Consider the following 19,805-nt stretch of genomic DNA (forward strand, 5'->3'; position numbering starts at 1 on the left):
ATTTTTATAATGTTTCTAAGGATTGCAGAATAGCCGCCAAGTCAAAATAAGAGTGATGGAGGTTTTATGCCCTGGCGTGGTACCCAACTGGTATTACTGGCATTTTTGCTGGCTCTGTTAGCAGCATGCGTCGCGGTGGCAAGTGGTCTGAGTGCCCCGATTCAATTCTTCGGTTTTGCATTAACCCCTTTAAGCAGTGGCTTTGCGGCGATGATCTGTTTTATCGCCTGGGTCGTGACCCGCTACGCCGCCACCCAATTTCGTGACGAGCAGGATGCCGGCAGCTTTAAGCGCCGCCTTATTGCTACCATTGCCGCTATTTTGGTGACCTCACTGGCCGATCACTTCGTGCTGTTCTGGCTGGGCTGGGTTGCGGTAAGTTTAACCCTGCACCGGTTACTGGTGTTTTACCCTGAACGTCCCCGCGCCATGCTGGCCGCGCATAAAAAGTTTATCTTCGCGCGGATTGCTGAAACCTTACTGGCAGCGGCGTTACTCACTCTTTATTTCACTTACGACATTACCCGCATCAGCGAGCTTTCATTCATTGCTGATCACAGCGTGAGCAACTGGGTTGCCATACTGCTGGTCACAGTTGCGGCAATGAAGTGTGCGCAGTTGCCGGTCCACGGCTGGCTGTTGCAGGTGGTAGAGGCGCCTACGCCCGTCTCGGCATTGTTGCACGCCGGTATTATCAATCTTGGCGGCTATCTGTTGCTGCAGTTTTCTGAGGTACTCACGCCGGCAGAGGGCGCGCGCTGGTTATTAGCCGTAATCGCGGGTCTGAGCATGTTGGTCGCGGCTTCGGTCACCATGACCCGGATCAGCGTCAAGGTACGTCTGGCCTGGTCGACCGTGGCGCAGATGGCACTAATGCTGGTTGAGATAAGCCTTGGTTTTTATGCCTTAGCGGCACTGCACTTACTGGCCCACTCTTGTTACAAAGCCTACGCCTTTTTATCGGCTGGCAGCGCGGTCGAGCAGCATGAGCGGCAGGTTTTTGCGCAACTCGAATTGCCAAGCTTTCGTGCGTTACTTGGCGGTGCGGTGATTGCAACCGTGCTGGTAGTCGCGGCAGCGTACTTGCTGACCACGCAACTTTATATTGCCCCCTGGCTGGCAGTGGGTATGGCGCTGGCCTTATGGCTGGCCAGTGAAGTGGACTATTTTGGCCGCCGTCATTTAATTCGTACGCTGGCCATCAGCGCCTTCTGGCTCGGCCTTTATCTTATCGGTGCCTTACTACTGAAAGCTTTACTGACAACGCCGGTTGCCGAAGTTTACCTGTTAGGCATTGATATCTGGGTCTGCTTTGTGCTGCTGGGCATCGCCAGTGTCTATTTATGGCTGCTGTACCGTCCGCGCCGTGCCCTGGGGCATCGGTTATTTATCGCTCTGAATGCCGGTTTGTATCTGGATGAATGGGCGACCCGTCTGTCGTTGCGGATCTGGCCGCTACGTTTACCAAAAGGAGAGCAATCATGAGCTGGTCTGCATTAGGCAAACACGTTTGTTCACAAGTGGCGCCGGTCTGGCCTCTGGCGCGCAGCATTGCGGTTAATCCATGGTGGCAGCGCCGCCAGGAAACCATTGATCAGGTTGCGATAAGCGAGCAGACCTTACTGGGCACGGCCATGCTAATGCCGGCCGATTACTACCGTGCGCGCTGGCAGCAACAGATTCAGCCAGAGCATTTAGCGCGCGCCCGGCAATTGCAGGGCTCGCAACTGAGCGAGGCGGAGCTGGTTGAGGCGTTAAACGCGGCGGCCAGTGGCGCGACCATGCCGTCAGTGGCACAAATTCTCGACAGCGGTAAGAAACGCAATACCACGCTGCCATGGCAAACCGAAATCGTGCATCAGTTGAGCCAATTTTGTGCACTTTGGGTGAACTATCCCGAGCAGTTTAATGGTTCTGACAGCCACGATGCGCTGTATCTGGCCTGGCTGGATATTGTTCGCCATGACCGCGGTATTGAGTTACTGGTCGGTGAGCGCCGCGTTGAAGAGCAGCTGCAGCAGTTGCCACGCGACAGTGAGGCTCTGTGGCAAGAGGTCGCAAAAGATCTACCGCTTAATGATCCGCACCAGGTGGAAGCCTGGTTGCAGGTGGTGCTGCATGATATTTATGGCTGGGCCAGCGTGTTCGCGCAGCGGCGCTGGGCACGGCAACTGGAGCACAGCTCGCAGGTGTACGATGAACTGGATCAGTTATTGGCGATTCGGGTTGCCTGGGAGTTGATTTGCTGGCGTCTGGCCAGTGACAATAAACGCCAGCGCTTTATCGATGCCTGGCAGCAGTTAGAGCCGCGTAAGCAACTGGTAACCGAGCAGCAGCAAGCCTTATGGGTCTGGCAGCGCGCTTTAGAGCTTAGCTATCAGGACGAACTTGCGACGCAACTGGTCAGCCAACCCATGTTGAAAGGCAAAAGCAAGGCGCCGGAGTTGCAGGCAGTATTTTGTATTGATGTGCGCTCGGAGCCGATGCGCCGCGCGCTCGAGGCGCAACACGAGAGTATTCAGACCTTCGGCTTTGCCGGTTTCTTTGGGCTGCCGGTGGACTACAAGATCAGCGAAAGCTTTATCAAGCCACAATTGCCGGGGCTGCTGGCGCCGCAGTACCGCGTAACCCAGGCGAAAGACGCCGAAGGGGTGGCGCAACGGACCCATAGCTGGCGTGCCGCCAGTTGGCACCGCTCGCTGGAAAGCCCGGCGGGTGCTTATGGCTGGGTTGAGATGAGTGGTCTGGCGAAGATCTGGAAGTTGTTAGAGCGCAGTCTGTGGCCGTCGCCGCAGGCGCGCATTGGCAGTGAAGTGGTGCGTGACCAGACCTGGTTGATTGAGCGTGACGGTGAGGCCGCAACGACCAAAGAGCTGGCACAGCTGGCCGCCAATGCTTTACGTGGTATGGGTTTAACCGGCGAATTTGCCCGTCATGTGCTCATTGTTGGCCATAGTGCTTGTGTGACCAATAACCCGCATGCGGCAAGCCTTGATTGCGGTGCTTGTGGCGGTCAGTCAGGTGAGGTGAACGCCCGGGTTCTGGTGCAGTTATTCAATAATGAAGACGTACGCGAACGAATTGCCAGCGTTTACGGTATAACGATTCCCGCTGAGACAGTATTTTACCCAGCGCTACACGACACGACCCAGCAGCAGGTGAGTGTTTTGGGCGAGCGGAGCCTTCCGGCGGAGTTGGCGAACTATCTGGTGCAGGCCAACGCGCAAGCTCAGGACGAGCAACGCCAGCGCCTGCCCGATCAGCCAACCTCGTCTGACAAAGCGTTATTACGCCGCGCGGCAAGCTGGTCGGAAGTGCGTCCGGAGTGGGGACTGGCACGCAACGCCAGCATTATTTTCGCGCCGCGTGAGGCCACCGCAAATTACGATTTCGCCGCGCGAACCTTTTTACACAGCTACGACGCAGAGCAGGACCCTGAAGGCGCGGTACTGACCCAGCTGATGACTGCGCCAATGGTGGTTGCGCACTGGATTAACATGCAGTATTACGCCTCAATGGTGGCGCCAGTCACCTTCGGTAGCGGCAATAAGTTACTGCATAACGTGGTGGCAGACGGCGTGGGTGTGTTTGAAGGGAACGGAGGTGATCTGCGCATTGGCCTGGCGAAGCAGTCGTTGCATGACGGTAAGGACTGGTATCACGAGCCGTTACGCCTGACGGTGGTGATTGCAGCGCCGACCGACGCCATTGATAAAGTCATTGCTGAACAACCGGTGGTGCGGGAACTGGTGGAAAATGGCTGGTTGTATTTATGGCAGTGGGAGCCGGCGCAACAGCAGTTGCAGGAACGCACCGCCAAGGGCTGGAGTGAGTTGGGAGCGCGTTATGACCTTGCTGTTTAATGCCGACAACGAAAAAGAGCTGCAGCATGTCGGTCGCTTGCTGCAGTTAGGCGGTGTGGTCGCTATTCCCACGGAAACTGTATATGGTCTGGCCGCCGACGCCAGTAACGTGAAAGCGATTCAGCGGGTTTACGAGGCGAAGAACCGGCCTGCCGATCATCCGTCCATTGTACATATTGGGCGGGTGGGGCAACTGACCGACTGGGCCGTGGAAATACCGGACGCTGCCTATCAGCTGGCCGAGGCCTTCTGGCCCGGTCCGCTGACTTTGTTGTTGCAGCGCCATCCGCATGTGTCGCCGCTGGTGACCGGCGGCGGCTATGGCATTGGCGTGCGGTTACCGGCACAGCGACACACGCGCAAAATCCTGAGCGACTTTAACCTTGCAGTCATTGCGCCATCGGCGAATATGCATCAGCAGCTAAGCCCCGTGACAGCGGCACAGGTGATGCAGCAACTGGATGGACGGATTGATGCAGTGCTTGATGGCGGTCGCTGTGACGTCGGCATTGAATCGACCATCGTAGATGTGCGTGAAGGAACGCCGCGTATTTTACGGCCTGGCCTGATTAGCGCTGAACAAATCGCCAAAGTGCTGGGCGTTGAGGTGGAAACGCCGGTGCGCCACCGGGTGTCCGTTGCCGGGAATCAGGCGCGGCATTATCAGCCACGGACGCCACTGGAGTGGTATCAGGTGGGTGCTGTACTGACGGACAATGACGTGGTGCTGGTGCGTGAGCCACTAAGCGAGCTTGGCGGTCGCCAGATTGCGCTTGGCGGTGACCCTGAGGCCTATGCCCACGAGTTGTATCATACCTTGTACGAACTTGATCAGCAGGGCCTTGCGCGCATTTTAGTTGCGCCTTTACCACAAGACCCTGCCTGGCTACCGCTGACGAACCGCCTGGAGCGCGCCGTAACCGCTTAAGCGACGGCGCTACCAATCAGGCGAACCGTCGCGTCATCGGCGTCCAGTTCGACCACATGGCCTACCGGCAAAATGTGGTTGTCACGAATGTGACCGAATTGGGCGCCGGTGTAGGTTGGCACACCCAGCGGCTTGAAGTAATGCTCAAATACTTCATGCAGGGTAAAGCTGCCGAAGCCGCCACCCGGATCACACTCGGTGCAATGGCCAAACACGATACCGGCAACATCATCTAAGTGACCGGCAAGCTGCAGCTGTGATAAGAAGCGGTCAATGCGGTAAATATTCTCGCCAACATCTTCGAGCATCAGAATCTTGCCGCTTAAGTCCGGGAAGTAGGGCGTGCCGCATAAACTCGTGAGTACAGTTAAGTTCCCGCCGACCAGAACCCCTTGCGCTTTACCACTGTTAACCGTGGTGGTGCGATTGCTCATCATGGTCAGGGTTTCTTCTTTTTCTTTGTAATTGCGCATGGTGGTGGACTTACCGTCCATGATGACATCGCGGAACTGCTGTGCCTGAAAGTCAGCCCAGTACGAGAATCCGTTCGGACCATGGAATGACACCATACCGGTTTTCACATACAACGCGTTCATAAGCGAGGTAATGTCGCTGTAGCCCAGTAATACTTTGTTGTTTGACCGGATCATGTCGTAATCGAGCAGCGGCAGAATGCGGTTGCAGCCCCAGCCACCGCGTACGGCGATAACCGCGTCGACGCTGTCGTCGGCAAAGGCGTTGTTAACGTCTTCGGCGCGTTGCTGGTCGGTACCGGATAAGTAACCGTAGCGGCCAAACACATGCTCGCCCAGCTGCACTTTAAAGCCCAGGGCCTCAAAGGACTCCTTGGCGATCAGCACATGATGACGGTCCTGCACCGCACTGGCGGGGGCAACCATGCGCACGGTGTCGCCCACTTTCAGACGTTTGGGTAAGCGTCCGGCGCCCAGGCCATTGCCCGCCTGAAACAGTGGCGCTGAGGCCAGCGCTGCCGGCGAAAGAACAGAGCCTGCGACTGCACCGGCAGCCAGGGTTTTCATAAAAGATCTGCGATCCATGACAAGGTCACCTTTTCATTAGTCTTAGATTTGTGCCTATTGAACGAGTGTCAGTTGACGCTGAGGAAGGTCAACCGCTACGCTCAATCCTAGTAATAATTTATTATTAATTGAACCCCAGGTTGAAATAAAAAATGAAAAAAAGCTTTCTGACGACTCTTTTCGTTACCACCGTGACGTTGCTCTCGAGCCTACCTGCAAATGCGCACGAAAACCATCACGGGGCAGTTAAACTGCTACCAGGACTCGATAAACAGCAGATTCGATTTGCCGATGTTGAGCCGTTGATTCAACGCGTACAGCGCAGCTCGGTGATTGAAACCAAACACGTCGGCACTTCCTATCAGGGACGTCCACTTTATCGGTTTAAGGTCGGGCAGGGCGATACTGTGGTCTTTATGTGGTCGCAAATGCATGGCGATGAGTCGACAGCGACGCCTGCGCTGTTCGATCTGATGCAAAAAATTGAAACCGACGCCCGCTGGCGCGAGCACTGGGAAGACGACATCACCTTGTACATGCTGCCTATGGTCAATCCGGATGGCGCTGAATTAGCACAGCGCTACAACGTGCAGGGCATTGATGTGAATCGCGACGCGCGGGCGTTGCAAACGCCTGAAGGCCGCATTCTGATGGCCCAAGGCCGCGAACTTAACCCGGATTTTGGCTTTAATCTGCATGATCAGAGCCGTTACTATGAAGTCGGTAATACCGGTAAACCAGCAACTATTTCATTGCTGGCGCCGGCATTTAACCACGCCAAAGATATAAATGATGAGCGCCGCCGCGCTATGCAGCTGATTGGCGATCTCAAAGCTGTGGGTGATAAGATGATTCCCGGACATATGGGCCGCTACAATGACACCTTCGCGCCGCGCGCTTTCGGCGATAACTTTGCTGCAATGGGCATCAGCACCATTTTAATTGAGTCAGGCGCGTTTCCGAATGACCCGAACCGACAAAAAGCGCGGGCGGTCAATGTAGCGATGCTTATCCGTGCCATTGACAGTATTGCCAGTGGGGACTATCAGGCGCAAACCCTGGAGCCGTATCACAGCATTCCGATGAATAACTCAAACAGCTTTAAAGATGTCATTCTTGAGCAAGTGCAAGTGCAAGATGGTGCGCATGAGTATCGCATCGATATCGGTATTAACCGCAGCGCTGACGCACGTCACAGCGGTTATATCCGCGAGCTTGGCGATCTGTCGGTGTTCCCGGCATTTGACCGCTACGCCGCGGATGCCTATGTGTATCAGGCCGGCAAGGGCTTCGCAATTCCGGACGAGGGCCTGACGCTTTCGCATCATGAATACCTGAAGTTGTTAAAGCAGGGCTACACGCACTTTACCGGCAACGCCGAGGCGCTGGAACTGCGCACCCATTTGCCGGTGCTGGTGAATCCGAACAATCTTCCTGGAGCACGCCCGCAGCAACGCCAGCAAGCAACCTTCTTACTTCGTAAGCAAGATCAGGTAGCAATGGCTGTGTTGGCGGGAGTGGTCATAAACCTCCAGTAATGACAAAAAGTCACTGATTATCGTTATCGCCTTTTTTCTTGGCTGATTTCTTTTCAGTGGCTTTTTCCGCTTCGGCGGCTTTCTCGGGCTCGCTGTAGCCGTCGCCATCGCTATCGCTATCGTTGGCCTTAACGCCTTTCTTGAGCGTAATATCCGCAAACTTAGTGCGGCCGGGACGCTTGCGAGTCAACGGGTCATCGCCGTCCTGTTCGGCTTCGGTGGCGTCCGCTATGCCGTCATCATCACTATCGGCGTCATGAAAGTCAGGTTGCCCCGACTTGGCTTTCGCACCTTGTTCAGCTTTGGCTTTTGCATCAGCGTCGTTTTTCGGATCTTGCGCTTGCGCAAGTGCAGTTAGGGAGCCTAGCAGCAGGCTCAGGACGCTTAGTTTCAATAGATGTTTCATGGTGTACCTCCTTCGCAGATACTGCTTTTAATTTTAGTTGCCGGTTAAAAAACAACCACACGTTAAAACGCAAAAGCTCAGTAAACTGACTTTAACTCCTTAAGGTGTTAGCTATAGTTAAGGGAGACATAAGGAGGAGTAATATGAAACTTAGCAAATTATTCATTACCTTAGCTTCAGTAACTACGTTAACTTTCACCGGTGCAGCGGTGGCCGCACCGTTGCTCGCACAAGCGCAGCAAGACGTGGGACATGCGGCTGAAGATCCTAGTGATCATGTCAGTGATGCAGCGATTACGGCACAAGTGCAAAGCGCATTGCTGGCCAAAGCGAGTGGTATGCAGGTAAATGTGCAAACCAACGGCGGCGTGGTAACCTTAAGTGGTGAGGTGCCTAGTGCAGCAGATATCAAAGCCATTGAACGCATTGTACGTGACGTGAATGGTGTCAAAGAGGTTCGCAACGAACTTACTATTTCAGGAGCTTAAGCTTACGAATGAAAGCCCAGGAAGTTCTGGAATTCTGGTTCGGTGAGCTGGAACCTGCTGATTGGTTCCGTAAAAGCGACGAGCTTGACGCGCGTGTTACCGAGCGCTTCGGTACCGTGTTAAAGGCAGCTGCTGCCGGCGAATGCTGGCAGTGGCGCCGCTCGGGCTTTGGCCGGCTGGCGGAGATTATCGTGCTGGACCAGTTCTCGCGGAATGTTTATCGCGACACCGCCGCAGCCTTCGCGCAAGACGCCATGGCCCTGGTGCTCGCCCAGGAGGCCGTGGCACTGGGCGTTGACAGCGACTTCTCTGCCGCCGAAAAAGCCTTTTTGTATATGCCCTATATGCATAGTGAATCACTGGTCATCCATGACCAGGCAATGGTGCTTTTCAATCAGCCAGGTCTGGAAACCAACTTCGACTTCGAAGTAAAACACCGCGATATTCTTCAGCGCTTCGGCCGCTATCCGCACCGTAATGCCATTTTGGGGCGCGTTTCCAGCGCCGAGGAAAAAGAGTTCCTGGCCCAGCCAGGTTCGGCGTTTTGATTTTTCGCGTGCTGCTGACGCTTGGTGTGTGTTGTCATTTCTATTTGAGTTTTGGCCAAAATAATGCGGCTTTTTTGCTGCAATAATTAGCTACTTTTTTAGATGCTCTAACATACCCTCCATCGACTGATCTTATTAACGTCTCTTCAACGGTATCCTCGTGGTCAGTTGCGGCTGTGCCGACATTAGCGCTTTTAACTCACGGATTGTTACGTTTTTACCCTGCAACTTTGCACTTCGCTTCGGCTAGACTGGATTAATGTGAAAAGGAGATCACCTGTTATGGATGCGAACGTGAGTGCCGAGCGCCTGGCAGTGATGCTGGGTCAATGGCTGAAGTCTGAGCGCGCTGAGCAAGGCATGGATCAGTCGGAGCTTGCCACGCTGGCCGGGGTGAGTCGCGCTACCGTGTCGAGAATGGAGCGGGGGCAGTCGGTGGCGTCACACTCGCTGTTTAGGTTAATGGCGCAGTTACAGGCACTCGACGATATCAGCTTGCTGGTGGAAGACAATTATATGAGTACCCAGCAACTTAAACGGAAAATTACAGGTCGGCGCAACAGACAGCGGCGGCATAAATGGGAGGCATTTTGTGACTACTGGAGCATTTGATGACCGCTTTGATCATGGCATTGAGAACCTAAAGCTATACGAAGGGCTCATGCTGCTCGCACTGAATGAAGAGAAGGGCACCATGAGCGGTGCGTATGTTGAGTACAGCGTTGCTGCGGCCATATTGGCGGAACTGTTGCTGCTGAAGCGTATTCGGGTAAATGTCGACGATAAAGACAAGGTTGAGCTGGTAGACGCAACGTCGACCGGCGATAAGGTCATGGACGAAGCGCTGCAAAAGATTGCTGACGCAAAACGGCGCGCAAAGTTGAAAGACTGGGTGCAGCGCATTGGTCATATCTCGCGGTTAAAGCACAAGGTAGCTGAGCAACTTGCAGCCGATGGCATTATTGCGCTGGAAGAGAAAAAAGTGCTGTGGCTATTTACCCAGAAGGTTTATCCGGAAGTGAATCCGAAGCCGGAAAAGGAGCTGCGGTATCAGATGCGCCGGTTAGTGCTGGAAAAGCCGCTTGAGGTCGACCCGCGCGTCGCGCTGATGGTCTCGCTGGCAAAAAGCGCCCACTTGCTGAGCCAGGTATTCAGCAAGGAAGAGCTAAAGCAGCATAAAGAACGTATTGAGCAGATTGCCAAAGGCGAAGAACTGGGCGCCATTGCCAGCGATGTGGTTGCCGCAGTTGAGGTGGCTGTAATGGTGGCTGTCATGTTACCGGCAATTACCGCAGCAACGACCTCGGCAGCGACTTCGGCCTCTACTACCTGTTCGACGTAAAGGGAGGGATACGATGTACGACATTATTGGGGATGTGCATGGTCATGGAGACCGGCTGGAGGCGCTACTAAGTAAGCTTGGCTATCGCGAACAGCAGGGCGTCTGGCGCCATCCAGAGCGTAAACTGATTTCGGTGGGCGATCTGGTGGATCGAGGTCCGCAGCAGCGCAAAAGCGTGGATATTATTCGCGCCATGCAAGAAGCCGACGAAGCCAGGGTGATTATGGGGAATCACGAGTTCAATGCTGTGGCCTGGGTAACACAAGATGAGAATGGCGATTATCTAAGACCGCATACCGATAAGAACTACACGCAACACAAAGCATTTCTGCAAGCTGCCGAAGCTGACAGCGATTGGTATCGCAGCACCATTGAGTGGTTTAAAAGCCTGCCGTTTTATCTCGACTTACCCGACCTTCGCGTCACCCATGCCTGCTGGCACGAGCCATCAAAGCGCATTATCGACCTCCATACTGACGAAGAGGGCGCACTTCACGAAAGCGCCTGGCAGCACGCAACCCGCAAAGGCCACGAGCTCTTTGATGCGATCGAAATCATGGCGAAAGGCTGGGAAGTTGAATTGCCGGAAGGCTATAGCTTTCTGGACACATCTAAGTTCGAGCGCCGGCATATGCGCACCGAATGGTGGCGCGAAGACAGCCGTAACTATCGCGATATAGCGATTGGTGTCGAGCCGCTCTCCTCACTGCCAGACGCCGACATTGATGGTGCCGCGCTGCCCGGCTACGACCACGCCAAGCCACTTTTTCTCGGCCATTACTGGATGCAGGGCGAACCTTGTTTACAGTCGAAGAAAATCGCCTGCGTCGACTGGTCGGTCGCGAAGAACGGTATTCTGGTGGCTTATCGTTTTGACGGTGAGCAGGAGTTACGGGACGATAAGTTTATTTGGGTTTGACAAATAGACGTATAGACGGCTATAATCGTTTTGCATTTTGAGTAGAGCCAAGCTCTCGCCAACCTGCCGGCGTTCTCCGCGTTGGTAAGGTGGTTATCGTGTTTTTGCTGACACGAGATGTGCTCAGTAATCGGATGGTCGGTTACTGAGAATCATCAAGCATTGCTCTCGATTTTTTATCAAAAGTGAAACCTAAGGTTTGAAGCTTGCCCACAGTGACTGTGCTCTCAGTTACTCGTAGAGGGCGTTGCTGGCTTGGTCTCCCTCAAAAGTGCTCAGATAAACAGAACGCATAAAATCTCTCATCCACAGGATCTGAAAGACACGATATGTCACACAAGTGAGCATAATAAGTGATTGTTCCTGATGGTTAAGAGACTGGACATAGAGGACGATTATGCAAGACAAGACGTATGGACTTCGAGTGGCGAGCAGTCATGATGAACACCTGACGATTAGCGACCCCCAGTTAGTTTGGTTAGAGGTGAGCGAATGTGAGCAATTGCAGTGCCTTGAACTCCAAAACCAGAATGACGTTTCAGCCCCAAAGGCAGTGGCGACTCATGAGCGTCATCTGACAATCAACCGAGCGCCAAATCTACGTCGTATTAAAAATCCTCAGAATTTGCCATTGGTCATCCACTTAGATGCACGCGGACGTTTAAAACCACTGCTAGTCGAGGGTCCCGTACATCACATCGACTTCTGTTGGGAAAAAGGTGAGTTTGGGAGTTCTCGCCGATATGAAACAGTCATGCTCCTGCCCGTTCAATCATTAAGCCAGTATCGACAGGAGGTTGAGCTTCTGTGCAAGGATGCACTACTGGTGCTTTATTCGCCTGAGTCGAGCAAGAGCCTTAAAGCCACAAGTCTTACAATTTTACAAATTGAGACCAATGCTGAAGTTGTCGTTACCGACCTGGCTGAAATACAACAAATTCATATGAACAGTCGGGATAAACAGTTACCTGCACGGCTGCTGGCAACTCAATGCCCTAAACTTGAGCTGATAAATAAACTGGGTACCGAACCTACGAAGGCATATGCAAAGATTAGCCGTTGTGGACGTAATCGGCTGAAATTCACAGGCGCTTGGTATCGGATAGCGTTGGCAGGATGCACCATTCGGCGACTTTCTGTTGAAATGGCGCAAGCGCTTCATGTGGCGGGCGTTTGCCATATCGAGGAAGTACATGTTCCCAACACGATGCGAGTAGTTAACCAGGCAACCAATTGGTTTGCTGATGGCGTTATTCCTGATATCAACGAATCTACGTTGTCTGATCTCAAGCAGCGACTTAATGACCCATCGAGCGAACAACCGGATGTCGAGCTTGTTGAAACCTGCATGGCCGCAGTCCGCCGCTGCCGGCGTCCGAAATCGCGCTATTACGGAATTCAAATACTAAGTTTACTGGCTGAAAGTTACGAAAAGGGCATTCATCTTGATGAGTTATTTGAAATACGTCGTAACATGCTTCCGCCGCGCACTTCACATCCTTTTCCGGCTGATTTACATATTGAAGGCTGGCGCGCTGATGTTCGACTTTGGAACTACTTACGACGGGCTTCGCTCGCTGCCAATAAAAATGGACAGTTTGTCCGTATCAACAATTACTACCTTGAGCATTTTAGCGGCACCGACCAAAAAGGCGAGGCGATTTACGCGCTGATTCGTGAGTGTCTGGACCACCGTAGTGAAGAATTGCTCGAGTACGCACTAAAACAACTGAAACCGACATCGCCACAACACTCGATATTTATTGATATTTACTTTAACTGGGGCCAGCCGCTTATTATTAAAGGTATAAAACTCTTGTTGTTGGCCATACCGCGCCTGGGCGCAAGTACTAAGACAATGGCGATTGAATATATTTTATTGAGTTCCGTTCCTGACCTTTTCCGAACTGCTGTAGACAAACTTATAGAACAGGAGCCCTTTCTAACACGGAAGGTCGCGTTACGTCTTGCGAATCAGCACCCAAAAAGTAAAGCCGTATTTATTCACCTGGCTTTGTCGGGCCCGTCGGGTCATCGCGGTAAACAGCCATCAAGTAAGGAAGGTGCAACAGCATGAACGATTTATATCCAAGCACTCCGCGCGACGTGCAAACGATTATTCGCGCGCAATTAGAATTACTTTGGGAGCAACCTGAATTGGCACAAACAATTCCTCCGTTGATGCTGTGGGGTGCTCCAGGCGTAGGGAAGAGTACTGTAATTCGGGAGCTTTGCCAGAAACTGGGGATTGAATTTATTGACATTCGCCTGGCGCAACGCGAGCCGGTCGATCTCCGGGGCTTGCCGGTTCCTAAAGAAAATCATGTCGAGTGGCTGCTGGCAAGTGAATGGCCACGAGATCCAGATAGCCGCGGCATTATTCTGTTTGACGAGTTAAGTGCTGCCGATCGGACCTTACAGGCGGCGGCGTACGAGATTATTCTGGATCGTCGTCTGGGTGATTTGTATACGCTACCGAAAGGCTGGTTAGTGATGGGAGCGGGTAACCGTATAGGTGATCGTGCAATAGCGCACAGTTTTTCAAGTGCACTGGCCAACCGTTTCTGCCACCTCACTCTTGAGCCTGACATTGAACAATGGTGTGTCTGGGCACGACAAAAAGGTATCGACCCACTAATTATCGGCTTTTTAAAATTTGCGCCAGAGCATTTTTTCAACCTGACCGACACTACTGAGACGGACTACGGTTGGCCAAGTCCCCGCTCGTGGGAGCGAGCCGCACTGATGTATTCCCAGGCTCAACGCATGGATCTAAACAAGCAACAGCAACGCATCGTAATTAATGGCTTGATTGGTCCTGGCGCGGCAGCTGCATTCTTCGCCTACTGTGAGAGTACCGAAGATTTACCTGATGTGCCTGCCATGCTGCGCGGCGAAGTGCCCGTAGAAGTCCCCACAAGTAATGACACGCTTTATGCTTTTTGTACTTCAGTAAGTTTTCATCTTTGGCTTGCCAACAAGCGCAACTATCAAAAGCGGCTGGATATTCTGTTCAAGATTACCCGTCAACTGAATTCAGATTTCGCCACCATGCTAATGCTGGATGTAATGCGTGATGACTCTTATAGCGGCGATGGGGAACGGTTGCATGAGCAACGTGCGGCCTTGATTTTTGGCCATCCTGATTATGGTGCCTGGATCGAGCAACATGGCATGGAGTTTGGCTCGGTACTGGAAACTTTAGTATGACTTCCCAAACACACAGAAATGTGACGATACATGAGCTTGAGTGTTTGTTACATCGGGATCGTAGTGCGCTGCTGTTACGCCAACCGTTTACGGCTGGGCTGGCCATGCGTCTGGCCATTGTAGTGGTGAACGGCAGTGAGGATAGTGCGCGGACGGATCCTCGTATAACCACAGCGGCTACGGATGGCCGCACCCTTTACTTTGATGCCGCATTCACAGCTGGACTTGATGCCCGCACCCGACAATTCGTGCTTTGCCACGAAGTTTGGCACTGTGTCATGGGCCACCTGCGACGACGGTTTGGACGTGACCATCAGCGCTGGAATCGTGCTATCGACTACGAAGTGAACGCTATCTGCGGCGACCTGCTTGGTTTTGTACCTGAAACGGCACTTCACAATGAAGAATGGAATCATTTAAGTGCTGAGGACATCTATGCGCTACTCAAAAAGAACAATGAACCAAAAGCGCTCAGCCTTTTAGGCACATTTGATCAGCACCTGCCTTTAGATCCGTTAGTTGCTCAACAATGGCGCGAAATGTTGGTGCAATCGATGAAAACAAGCGCCCATGCGGGAAGTTTGCCCGGTAGTTTGCGTCGACGGTTGAAAGCCGCAATAACCCGAAGTATACCCTGGCAGCAATTATTGGCGCGCTTCGTACAGACTCAGGCAAGCGGCGAGCGTGAATGGTATCCACCCTCACGGCGTCATATACACCGAGGTTTATATTTGCCACGTCAGCGGATTAAGTTCATTGAGCTCACGATAGCAATCGATACCAGCGGTAGCTGTGCCCAGGATTTTGGTAAGTTCCTGGCGCAACTTAACTACCTGCTTAATAGCTACCAACGTTACGAGATTACAGTTTTGCAGTGCGATACTCGCATTGTGAATGTAGCAACTTACACGCCTGAGCGGCCTTTAAACGCGAACAACTTCGAATTTTCTGGCTTTGGCGGTACTCGTTTCCAACCTGTATTTGACTACGTGCAACACCATCCGACGGCCGCTCTTATTTATTTCACGGACGGCTATGCGTGTGACCCGGTCAATAATGCTGATGTGCCAGTGTTATGGGTGCTCACGAGCGATGGGATGGAAGAAATGGACAGTGGTGAATCTATAAGGATGAATTAGAGCTAGTAGAGCAGCGGGGACCGGCGGAATTTACCGATCTCGGGGTTGATGTGCGTTTAAAGAGCGTGGAAGCTATTGATCTAGCTCCCACACCCTTGCAGTTCGTGGCATCCATTGAAAATTGAACAGCTCAATTCATTTCTCGAGTGGTTCTAATAATGGGGGCCCGTCAATTTCGGCAATGGTCATGTTTAACGGTGGCATCATTTTATTGAGTATGGTTTGCTTACGTTCTTCTGAATAGCGTGGCACAATTAAGCCTTAACGCCCCAACTGGTTAATTTTTAAGTAGTGTCAACTATCCTGCCAGAGGGGGACAGGAAAACTAAAAAACCGGGCGTAGTGTTCATTTCCATGTAGCAAGCCCATTTCAACTAAATTTTTTTAGTAACTAGTTATATACCCAACGCTCTATGCTTAATTCTGTTTTCCTTCTTACTATTGTCGACTTAGGTGATCGGCGATTGGTTTAAACCATTCCATAAACTCATCAAAGTTCTCGATTGGTATGTTACGAGGGTATTTCATTCCGCGAAACCGTGGTAACCCATTAACTAAACTATTGTTTGCATCTCTGATTTCTAAACTAGGTTTAAATGCCTTGATTTTATTGATATTAGCATTAGTTGACGGTGTATTGGCTAAGCAAATATTAAACAAGTTATTTTCGCGAGACTTGATAATGAAATCAATTCCTGACACGTGACAAATAAAACCATATTCACCGTTGGCAAAGGTTGGAAAATAGCGAGAATCATACTCTCGACTATCACTTTCAAAAACCAGGTAACCTAAGGTTCGCATTGACTCTCTTATGTAGTCAATAGTTGAGACCGTTCCAGCATGACGCAGATACTCTCGCTTCATTTCAGCGGCTCGACCATCACCCGGTATGGGTGGGTCTAGGTCAAAATTCCCTTCATGACTGCCTTTAATACGGATATTTTCATGCCCGTGACCACGATTCAAGTTTGTAAGTTCTGAGTGGCCATAAACCCAGTTTATCAAAGTGGCTTCAACTGCTAATGCTTCAGCTTTTGTTTTATAACGGCCTATAACTATACATATCGGTTTATAACCGGATTCAATTAACTCATTAATTTTATTATGCTTTGGGTGTTTAAGTTTTTGACGATTAGCAATTAACGTATCATACTCATTAAGATGGGCGTGAACACGTTGATCTTGACCTTCTCCAACATAAAAAACAGACAAATCACGCGGATCAATTAGTTGATATACATAGTAACGAAGCATTGTAAATCTCCAAGTGTAGTGGTCAACAAAACCCCGGACTCCTTTTTAGTTAATTTATCCAACCCGCAACGTACTCCCGCCAACTCCACGCACCACATCAATGCGTTTCGAAATACGCAGTTTCAATTCGCTGACGTGCGAAATGATACCTATGGTGCGGCCGCTCGCACGAAGGTTCGCCAGCACGTTGATGGCGAGGTCGAGAGCTTCGCTGTCCAGACTGCCAAACCCCTCGTCAATGAACAGGGTATCGATGCGGATGCCGCCGGAATAGCTCTGCACGACGTCTGACATGCCAAGGGCAAGGGCGAGTGCGGCCATAAAGCTCTCACCGCCGGACAAGGTATTTACTTCGCGCTCTTGGCCGGTAAAGGTGTCGTCGACCATCAGGTCGAGTCCGCCATGCTGGCGGCGATCTCCGGCAGTTTCACGGCGTACCAGGCGATAACGATTATTGGTCATTTGTTCCAACCGCACCGAGGCCTCGTGCAATACATCATCAAGCAGAACTGCCAACACGAAACGATGCAGACTCATGCGTAATTCATTGTCTCCATTCAGTGTCTTTGCCAGCATTCCGATGACGCGGTATTCATGTTCTAGTTCCGCTGATTGTGTGACGAGCTTTTGGTATCCCTCGATCATGTTGCGTAGCTGTTCTTGCTTGCTGCGCATGCTTTGCAGAATATGGTCGACACTTGACTCATTCTGTTTCAATTCATCAACTTTTGCGAGCAAGACGCTTAGGTCGGGTTTCGTCTGATCACCAATTGCTTGCTCATCCTGTTCAATGGCTGTGTTTACCTGAATGAGTTGTTCGCGGTGTTCGCTCACTTGTTGTTTGAGCTGAGCTTCAAGCTCGCTATCAAGTAGCGCTTCAGAAAATGCTTCACTGTCGATAAATTTTGACTCCACCAATTTCCCACTCCAGGCTTTTTCGGCAGCCTGCAAACTCGCGCGAGCGGCTTCTTCTTCTTTTATACTTGTTTCATGAGCATTTTTTGCAGATGCCAACTGACTCTCAGCCTTTGCCTTCCGCTGAAGCGCTGACTCATGCTCGGTTTGTAATTGATCGATTTGCTGCCGCCTCGTGTTCCGTTGAGTTTCGATTTCGTCAACAGACAGCGTGCGTAAAGTTTTATCAGAATCGATTGTATCGAGACGCGACTCAAGTGCTTTAACAGCGGATTCAGCAGCATGTAATTCATCATTAAATTGTGTAGCTTGTTCGCGGTGTTTCTTTTCTTTCACCGTCAACTGTTCTAAACGTGTATTCATTTCAGCAAGGGCTTTTTTCTGTTGCTCTTGCTGCTTTTCCAGATCAGCGAGATTGGTCAAATCTTGTTGAATCGAATCAGCAGATTTTTTAGCTAGGTCACCAAGTTCCTGTAGGTGTGTCTTAAGCTGGTGCTGTGAACTCGCAAGTGTTGCTTCTGCCGCATTCACTTTTAAACGTAACTTTTCGAGTTTGCTGTTGCATTGTGTGACTTGAGCATCAGCTGTCTCTAGCTGTTCTTGGGTTACGAGTTGACCTTCTTGCGCCGAATGAGCAGGAGCAGGGTGTTCCTTACTGCCGCAAACAGGGCAGGGCTCACCGGGGTTAAGCTCATGTGCTAGTGAAATAGCTTGCTCTTGATGCCAACGAAGACGCAATTGTTGACTTGCAATACGTGCATCGGCCAAGGTTTGTTTTGCTTCCTCTAAAGGGGTTTTTGCTTCGCGGACTGCACCTTCTTCAGTTTCGATACGTCGTTGCAGCGAGTCGCGCTGCTGTAAACGCTGGAGTTGCGATTGCAGTTGTTCGCGCTTGGCTTCCGTGTTTTGGTGTTGCTGCACTGCTTTATTTAATTCGGTAAGTTCAACTTTGGTACCGGTAATCGCGTCAGTGGTGTGTTCAAGCGCGGTAGCGATCGCCGCTTTTTTTTCCTGTGCACTATTACGAGCATGCGTTTTTAACTCGAGCTCTTGCAGTGTCGCGTTGACATTCTCCAGGTCTTCTAGCTGTTTTGCGAAGCGGTCTATGGCAAGTTTCAGTTTATCGATCTGGGCTGGAGTATCTTTGTGCTTCGCCAACTCAGCTATTGCCTGTTGCTGGACTAGCTGCGCTTGTTCATTCTGCTCCTTTGCTTGTTGCAAAGCTTTCTCACGGGCGCTTAGGGCTTCACGGGCACGACTAAATTCTAACCATTCAGGCTGAATTCGCTTCGCGGCATCATGTTCATTGAGTTGTTTCTCAGCGGCTGCGACTGCTTCAGCTTGTTCACTGAGTGCTGTTAGTTTTTGTTTGCTGGCAGCCAGGCTCTCGAAGCGCTTAGTAAGCTCTTCTGCTTGCGTGAGATCTTTTTGGGCTTGTTCGCGTGTTGCTTTTAACTGATTTAGTTCCTTTAGCGTTTCTGCAATCGGCTCTTCGTCTGCTTTGAGCTTCTCTTGTGCCAACTCAATCGACTGATAACCCGCATTTTCGAGCTGAGTCTTTAACTGATTTTTGAGTGCATGGTATTCATTGTTGATCCGTTGCGCGCGCTCACGCACTGCTTCTTCAATACGACGGAACTCTGCGGTGTTGAAGAGACTGGCAAGAATAGATTCACGATCTTCGGATTTTGCTGTCAGCAATTCGCGAAAACGCCCCTGTGGCAGAACTACAACCTGGCGAAACTGTGCATCGTTAAGACCAATAAGCTCATTTACTCGCTTGGTGACGTCAGTAACTGAGCTCTCCAGAAGTTCGGTTTCCCACTCTTCTGGCGAGCCATTCTGAGCAATTATTTTGTAGAGCTGTGCTGAGGCTTGGCGTTTTGCAAACCCATCGCCTCGTTTTGCTAAGGTGGTTTGGGTTGGCTTGCGATCCACTCGATAGATGGCATTACCCAACGCAAAAATAAATTTCACTTCGGTTTCGGTGGCGTCGTTCGCATGATGACAGCGCATTGATTCGCCTTTGCGATCACCGGTTGAGCTGCCATACAGCGCAAAATTCATGGCATCAAGCAGAGTGGTTTTACCCGCGCCCGTGGGACCATTAATTAAAAACAACGGATGCTCGCCTAAGTCATCAAAGTTCACCGTTTCCATGGTGGCGAAAGGGCCAAAAGCCGTCATGGCCAAATAAAGCGGTTTCATCGGC

The 19,805-nt window shown here is 51.5% G+C and carries 16 protein-coding genes; 12 read left to right on the top strand and 4 right to left on the bottom strand.

All coding sequences use genetic code 11. The features are described from left to right. Window positions 1-66: 66 nt before the first annotated feature. Genes CWI71_RS04925 through CWI71_RS04935 form a run of 3 tightly spaced genes read left to right on the top strand, consistent with a single transcriptional unit; the run spans window position 67 to window position 4,791 of the window. On the top strand, window positions 67-1,485 hold the full coding sequence (locus CWI71_RS04925) for an NADH-quinone oxidoreductase subunit L (RefSeq protein WP_126754158.1): 1,419 nt from the start codon (window positions 67-69) through the stop codon (window positions 1,483-1,485). Next, window positions 1,482-3,863 carry a DUF2309 domain-containing protein gene (locus CWI71_RS04930; RefSeq protein ID WP_157981059.1) on the top strand — a complete coding sequence of 794 codons (2,382 nt, stop codon included), beginning with the start codon at window positions 1,482-1,484 and terminating at the stop codon, window positions 3,861-3,863. Before CWI71_RS04925 ends, CWI71_RS04930 begins: the two co-directional genes overlap by 4 nt. Then, on the top strand, window positions 3,847-4,791 hold the full coding sequence (locus tag CWI71_RS04935; RefSeq protein ID WP_157981060.1) for an L-threonylcarbamoyladenylate synthase: 945 nt from the start codon (window positions 3,847-3,849) through the stop codon (window positions 4,789-4,791). Before CWI71_RS04930 ends, CWI71_RS04935 begins: the two co-directional genes overlap by 17 nt. Here the strand turns inward: CWI71_RS04935 and CWI71_RS04940 are convergent. Then, window positions 4,788-5,849, bottom strand: a complete 1,062-nt coding sequence (locus tag CWI71_RS04940) for a S66 peptidase family protein (RefSeq protein WP_126754161.1) — start codon at window positions 5,847-5,849, stop codon at window positions 4,788-4,790. The two genes, CWI71_RS04935 and CWI71_RS04940, sit on opposite strands and share 4 nt — an antisense overlap. A gap of 134 nt (window positions 5,850-5,983) precedes the next feature. Here CWI71_RS04940 and CWI71_RS04945 point away from each other — a divergent pair, with 134 nt between their 5' ends. Next, the gene (locus CWI71_RS04945) at window positions 5,984-7,369 is read left to right on the top strand and encodes a M14 family metallopeptidase (protein WP_126754162.1); all 1,386 of its coding nucleotides are present in this window, start codon (window positions 5,984-5,986) and stop codon (window positions 7,367-7,369) included. A 10-nt stretch (window positions 7,370-7,379) separates the two neighbouring features. On the opposite strand, the gene CWI71_RS04950 is transcribed toward CWI71_RS04945, so the two are convergent. Beyond that, on the bottom strand, window positions 7,380-7,775 hold the full coding sequence (locus CWI71_RS04950) for a hypothetical protein (protein ID WP_126754163.1): 396 nt from the start codon (window positions 7,773-7,775) through the stop codon (window positions 7,380-7,382). A gap of 143 nt (window positions 7,776-7,918) precedes the next feature. Between CWI71_RS04950 and CWI71_RS04955 the strand changes: the two genes are divergently transcribed. The 8 genes from CWI71_RS04955 (at window position 7,919) to CWI71_RS04990 (ending at window position 15,421) form a co-directional block, all read left to right on the top strand. Beyond that, the gene (locus CWI71_RS04955; protein WP_126754164.1) at window positions 7,919-8,263 is read left to right on the top strand and encodes a BON domain-containing protein; all 345 of its coding nucleotides are present in this window, start codon (window positions 7,919-7,921) and stop codon (window positions 8,261-8,263) included. An 8-nt stretch (window positions 8,264-8,271) separates the two neighbouring features. Further along, the gene (locus CWI71_RS04960; RefSeq protein ID WP_126754165.1) at window positions 8,272-8,811 is read left to right on the top strand and encodes a DUF924 family protein; all 540 of its coding nucleotides are present in this window, start codon (window positions 8,272-8,274) and stop codon (window positions 8,809-8,811) included. Window positions 8,812-9,093: 282 nt separating this feature from the next. Further along, complete coding sequence (locus CWI71_RS04965) at window positions 9,094-9,423, top strand: helix-turn-helix transcriptional regulator (RefSeq protein WP_126754166.1); 330 nt, start codon at window positions 9,094-9,096, stop codon at window positions 9,421-9,423. Beyond that, entirely contained in the window at window positions 9,404-10,153 is a 750-nt protein-coding gene (locus tag CWI71_RS04970) for a GOLPH3/VPS74 family protein (RefSeq protein ID WP_241967627.1), read from the top strand. Before CWI71_RS04965 ends, CWI71_RS04970 begins: the two co-directional genes overlap by 20 nt. A gap of 13 nt (window positions 10,154-10,166) precedes the next feature. After that, the gene (locus tag CWI71_RS04975) at window positions 10,167-11,072 is read left to right on the top strand and encodes a metallophosphoesterase (RefSeq protein WP_126754167.1); all 906 of its coding nucleotides are present in this window, start codon (window positions 10,167-10,169) and stop codon (window positions 11,070-11,072) included. A gap of 397 nt (window positions 11,073-11,469) precedes the next feature. After that, complete coding sequence (locus CWI71_RS04980; protein ID WP_126754168.1) at window positions 11,470-13,149, top strand: hypothetical protein; 1,680 nt, start codon at window positions 11,470-11,472, stop codon at window positions 13,147-13,149. Then, window positions 13,146-14,282 carry an ATP-binding protein gene (locus tag CWI71_RS04985; protein ID WP_126754169.1) on the top strand — a complete coding sequence of 379 codons (1,137 nt, stop codon included), beginning with the start codon at window positions 13,146-13,148 and terminating at the stop codon, window positions 14,280-14,282. Before CWI71_RS04980 ends, CWI71_RS04985 begins: the two co-directional genes overlap by 4 nt. Continuing rightward, complete coding sequence (locus tag CWI71_RS04990; protein WP_126754170.1) at window positions 14,279-15,421, top strand: vWA domain-containing protein; 1,143 nt, start codon at window positions 14,279-14,281, stop codon at window positions 15,419-15,421. The genes CWI71_RS04985 and CWI71_RS04990 overlap by 4 nt, the downstream gene beginning before the upstream one ends. Before the next feature lie 438 nt (window positions 15,422-15,859). Here CWI71_RS04990 and CWI71_RS04995 read toward each other — a convergent pair whose 3' ends face one another. Both CWI71_RS04995 and CWI71_RS05000 read right to left on the bottom strand, forming a co-directional pair. After that, window positions 15,860-16,678 carry a GIY-YIG nuclease family protein gene (locus tag CWI71_RS04995; RefSeq protein ID WP_126754171.1) on the bottom strand — a complete coding sequence of 273 codons (819 nt, stop codon included), beginning with the start codon at window positions 16,676-16,678 and terminating at the stop codon, window positions 15,860-15,862. A 54-nt stretch (window positions 16,679-16,732) separates the two neighbouring features. Continuing rightward, entirely contained in the window at window positions 16,733-19,801 is a 3,069-nt protein-coding gene (locus tag CWI71_RS05000) for an SbcC/MukB-like Walker B domain-containing protein (protein ID WP_126754172.1), read from the bottom strand. Window positions 19,802-19,805 lie beyond the last annotated feature (4 nt).

Origin of the sequence: Pseudidiomarina insulisalsae (genome assembly GCF_003987065.1) — a bacterium.
Taxonomy (GTDB): domain Bacteria; phylum Pseudomonadota; class Gammaproteobacteria; order Enterobacterales; family Alteromonadaceae; genus Pseudidiomarina; species Pseudidiomarina insulisalsae.

Excerpts from the sequence above, each read along its gene's own strand:
- CWI71_RS04960 (WP_126754165.1), top strand. The coding sequence starts at position 8,272 with ATGAAAGCCCAGGAAGTTCTGGAATTCTGGTTCGGTGAGCTGGAACCT.
- CWI71_RS04990 (WP_126754170.1), top strand. The coding sequence starts at position 14,279 with ATGACTTCCCAAACACACAGAAATGTGACGATACATGAGCTTGAGTGT.
- CWI71_RS04950 (WP_126754163.1), bottom strand. The coding sequence starts at position 7,775 with ATGAAACATCTATTGAAACTAAGCGTCCTGAGCCTGCTGCTAGGCTCC.
- CWI71_RS04940 (WP_126754161.1), bottom strand. The coding sequence starts at position 5,849 with ATGGATCGCAGATCTTTTATGAAAACCCTGGCTGCCGGTGCAGTCGCA.
- CWI71_RS04925 (WP_126754158.1), top strand. The coding sequence starts at position 67 with ATGCCCTGGCGTGGTACCCAACTGGTATTACTGGCATTTTTGCTGGCT.
- CWI71_RS04935 (WP_157981060.1), top strand. The coding sequence starts at position 3,847 with ATGACCTTGCTGTTTAATGCCGACAACGAAAAAGAGCTGCAGCATGTC.
- CWI71_RS04980 (WP_126754168.1), top strand. The coding sequence starts at position 11,470 with ATGCAAGACAAGACGTATGGACTTCGAGTGGCGAGCAGTCATGATGAA.
- CWI71_RS04985 (WP_126754169.1), top strand. The coding sequence starts at position 13,146 with ATGAACGATTTATATCCAAGCACTCCGCGCGACGTGCAAACGATTATT.
- CWI71_RS04965 (WP_126754166.1), top strand. The coding sequence starts at position 9,094 with ATGGATGCGAACGTGAGTGCCGAGCGCCTGGCAGTGATGCTGGGTCAA.
- CWI71_RS04930 (WP_157981059.1), top strand. The coding sequence starts at position 1,482 with ATGAGCTGGTCTGCATTAGGCAAACACGTTTGTTCACAAGTGGCGCCG.
- CWI71_RS04975 (WP_126754167.1), top strand. The coding sequence starts at position 10,167 with ATGTACGACATTATTGGGGATGTGCATGGTCATGGAGACCGGCTGGAG.
- CWI71_RS04995 (WP_126754171.1), bottom strand. The coding sequence starts at position 16,678 with ATGCTTCGTTACTATGTATATCAACTAATTGATCCGCGTGATTTGTCT.
- CWI71_RS05000 (WP_126754172.1), bottom strand. The coding sequence starts at position 19,801 with ATGAAACCGCTTTATTTGGCCATGACGGCTTTTGGCCCTTTCGCCACC.
- CWI71_RS04945 (WP_126754162.1), top strand. The coding sequence starts at position 5,984 with ATGAAAAAAAGCTTTCTGACGACTCTTTTCGTTACCACCGTGACGTTG.
- CWI71_RS04955 (WP_126754164.1), top strand. The coding sequence starts at position 7,919 with ATGAAACTTAGCAAATTATTCATTACCTTAGCTTCAGTAACTACGTTA.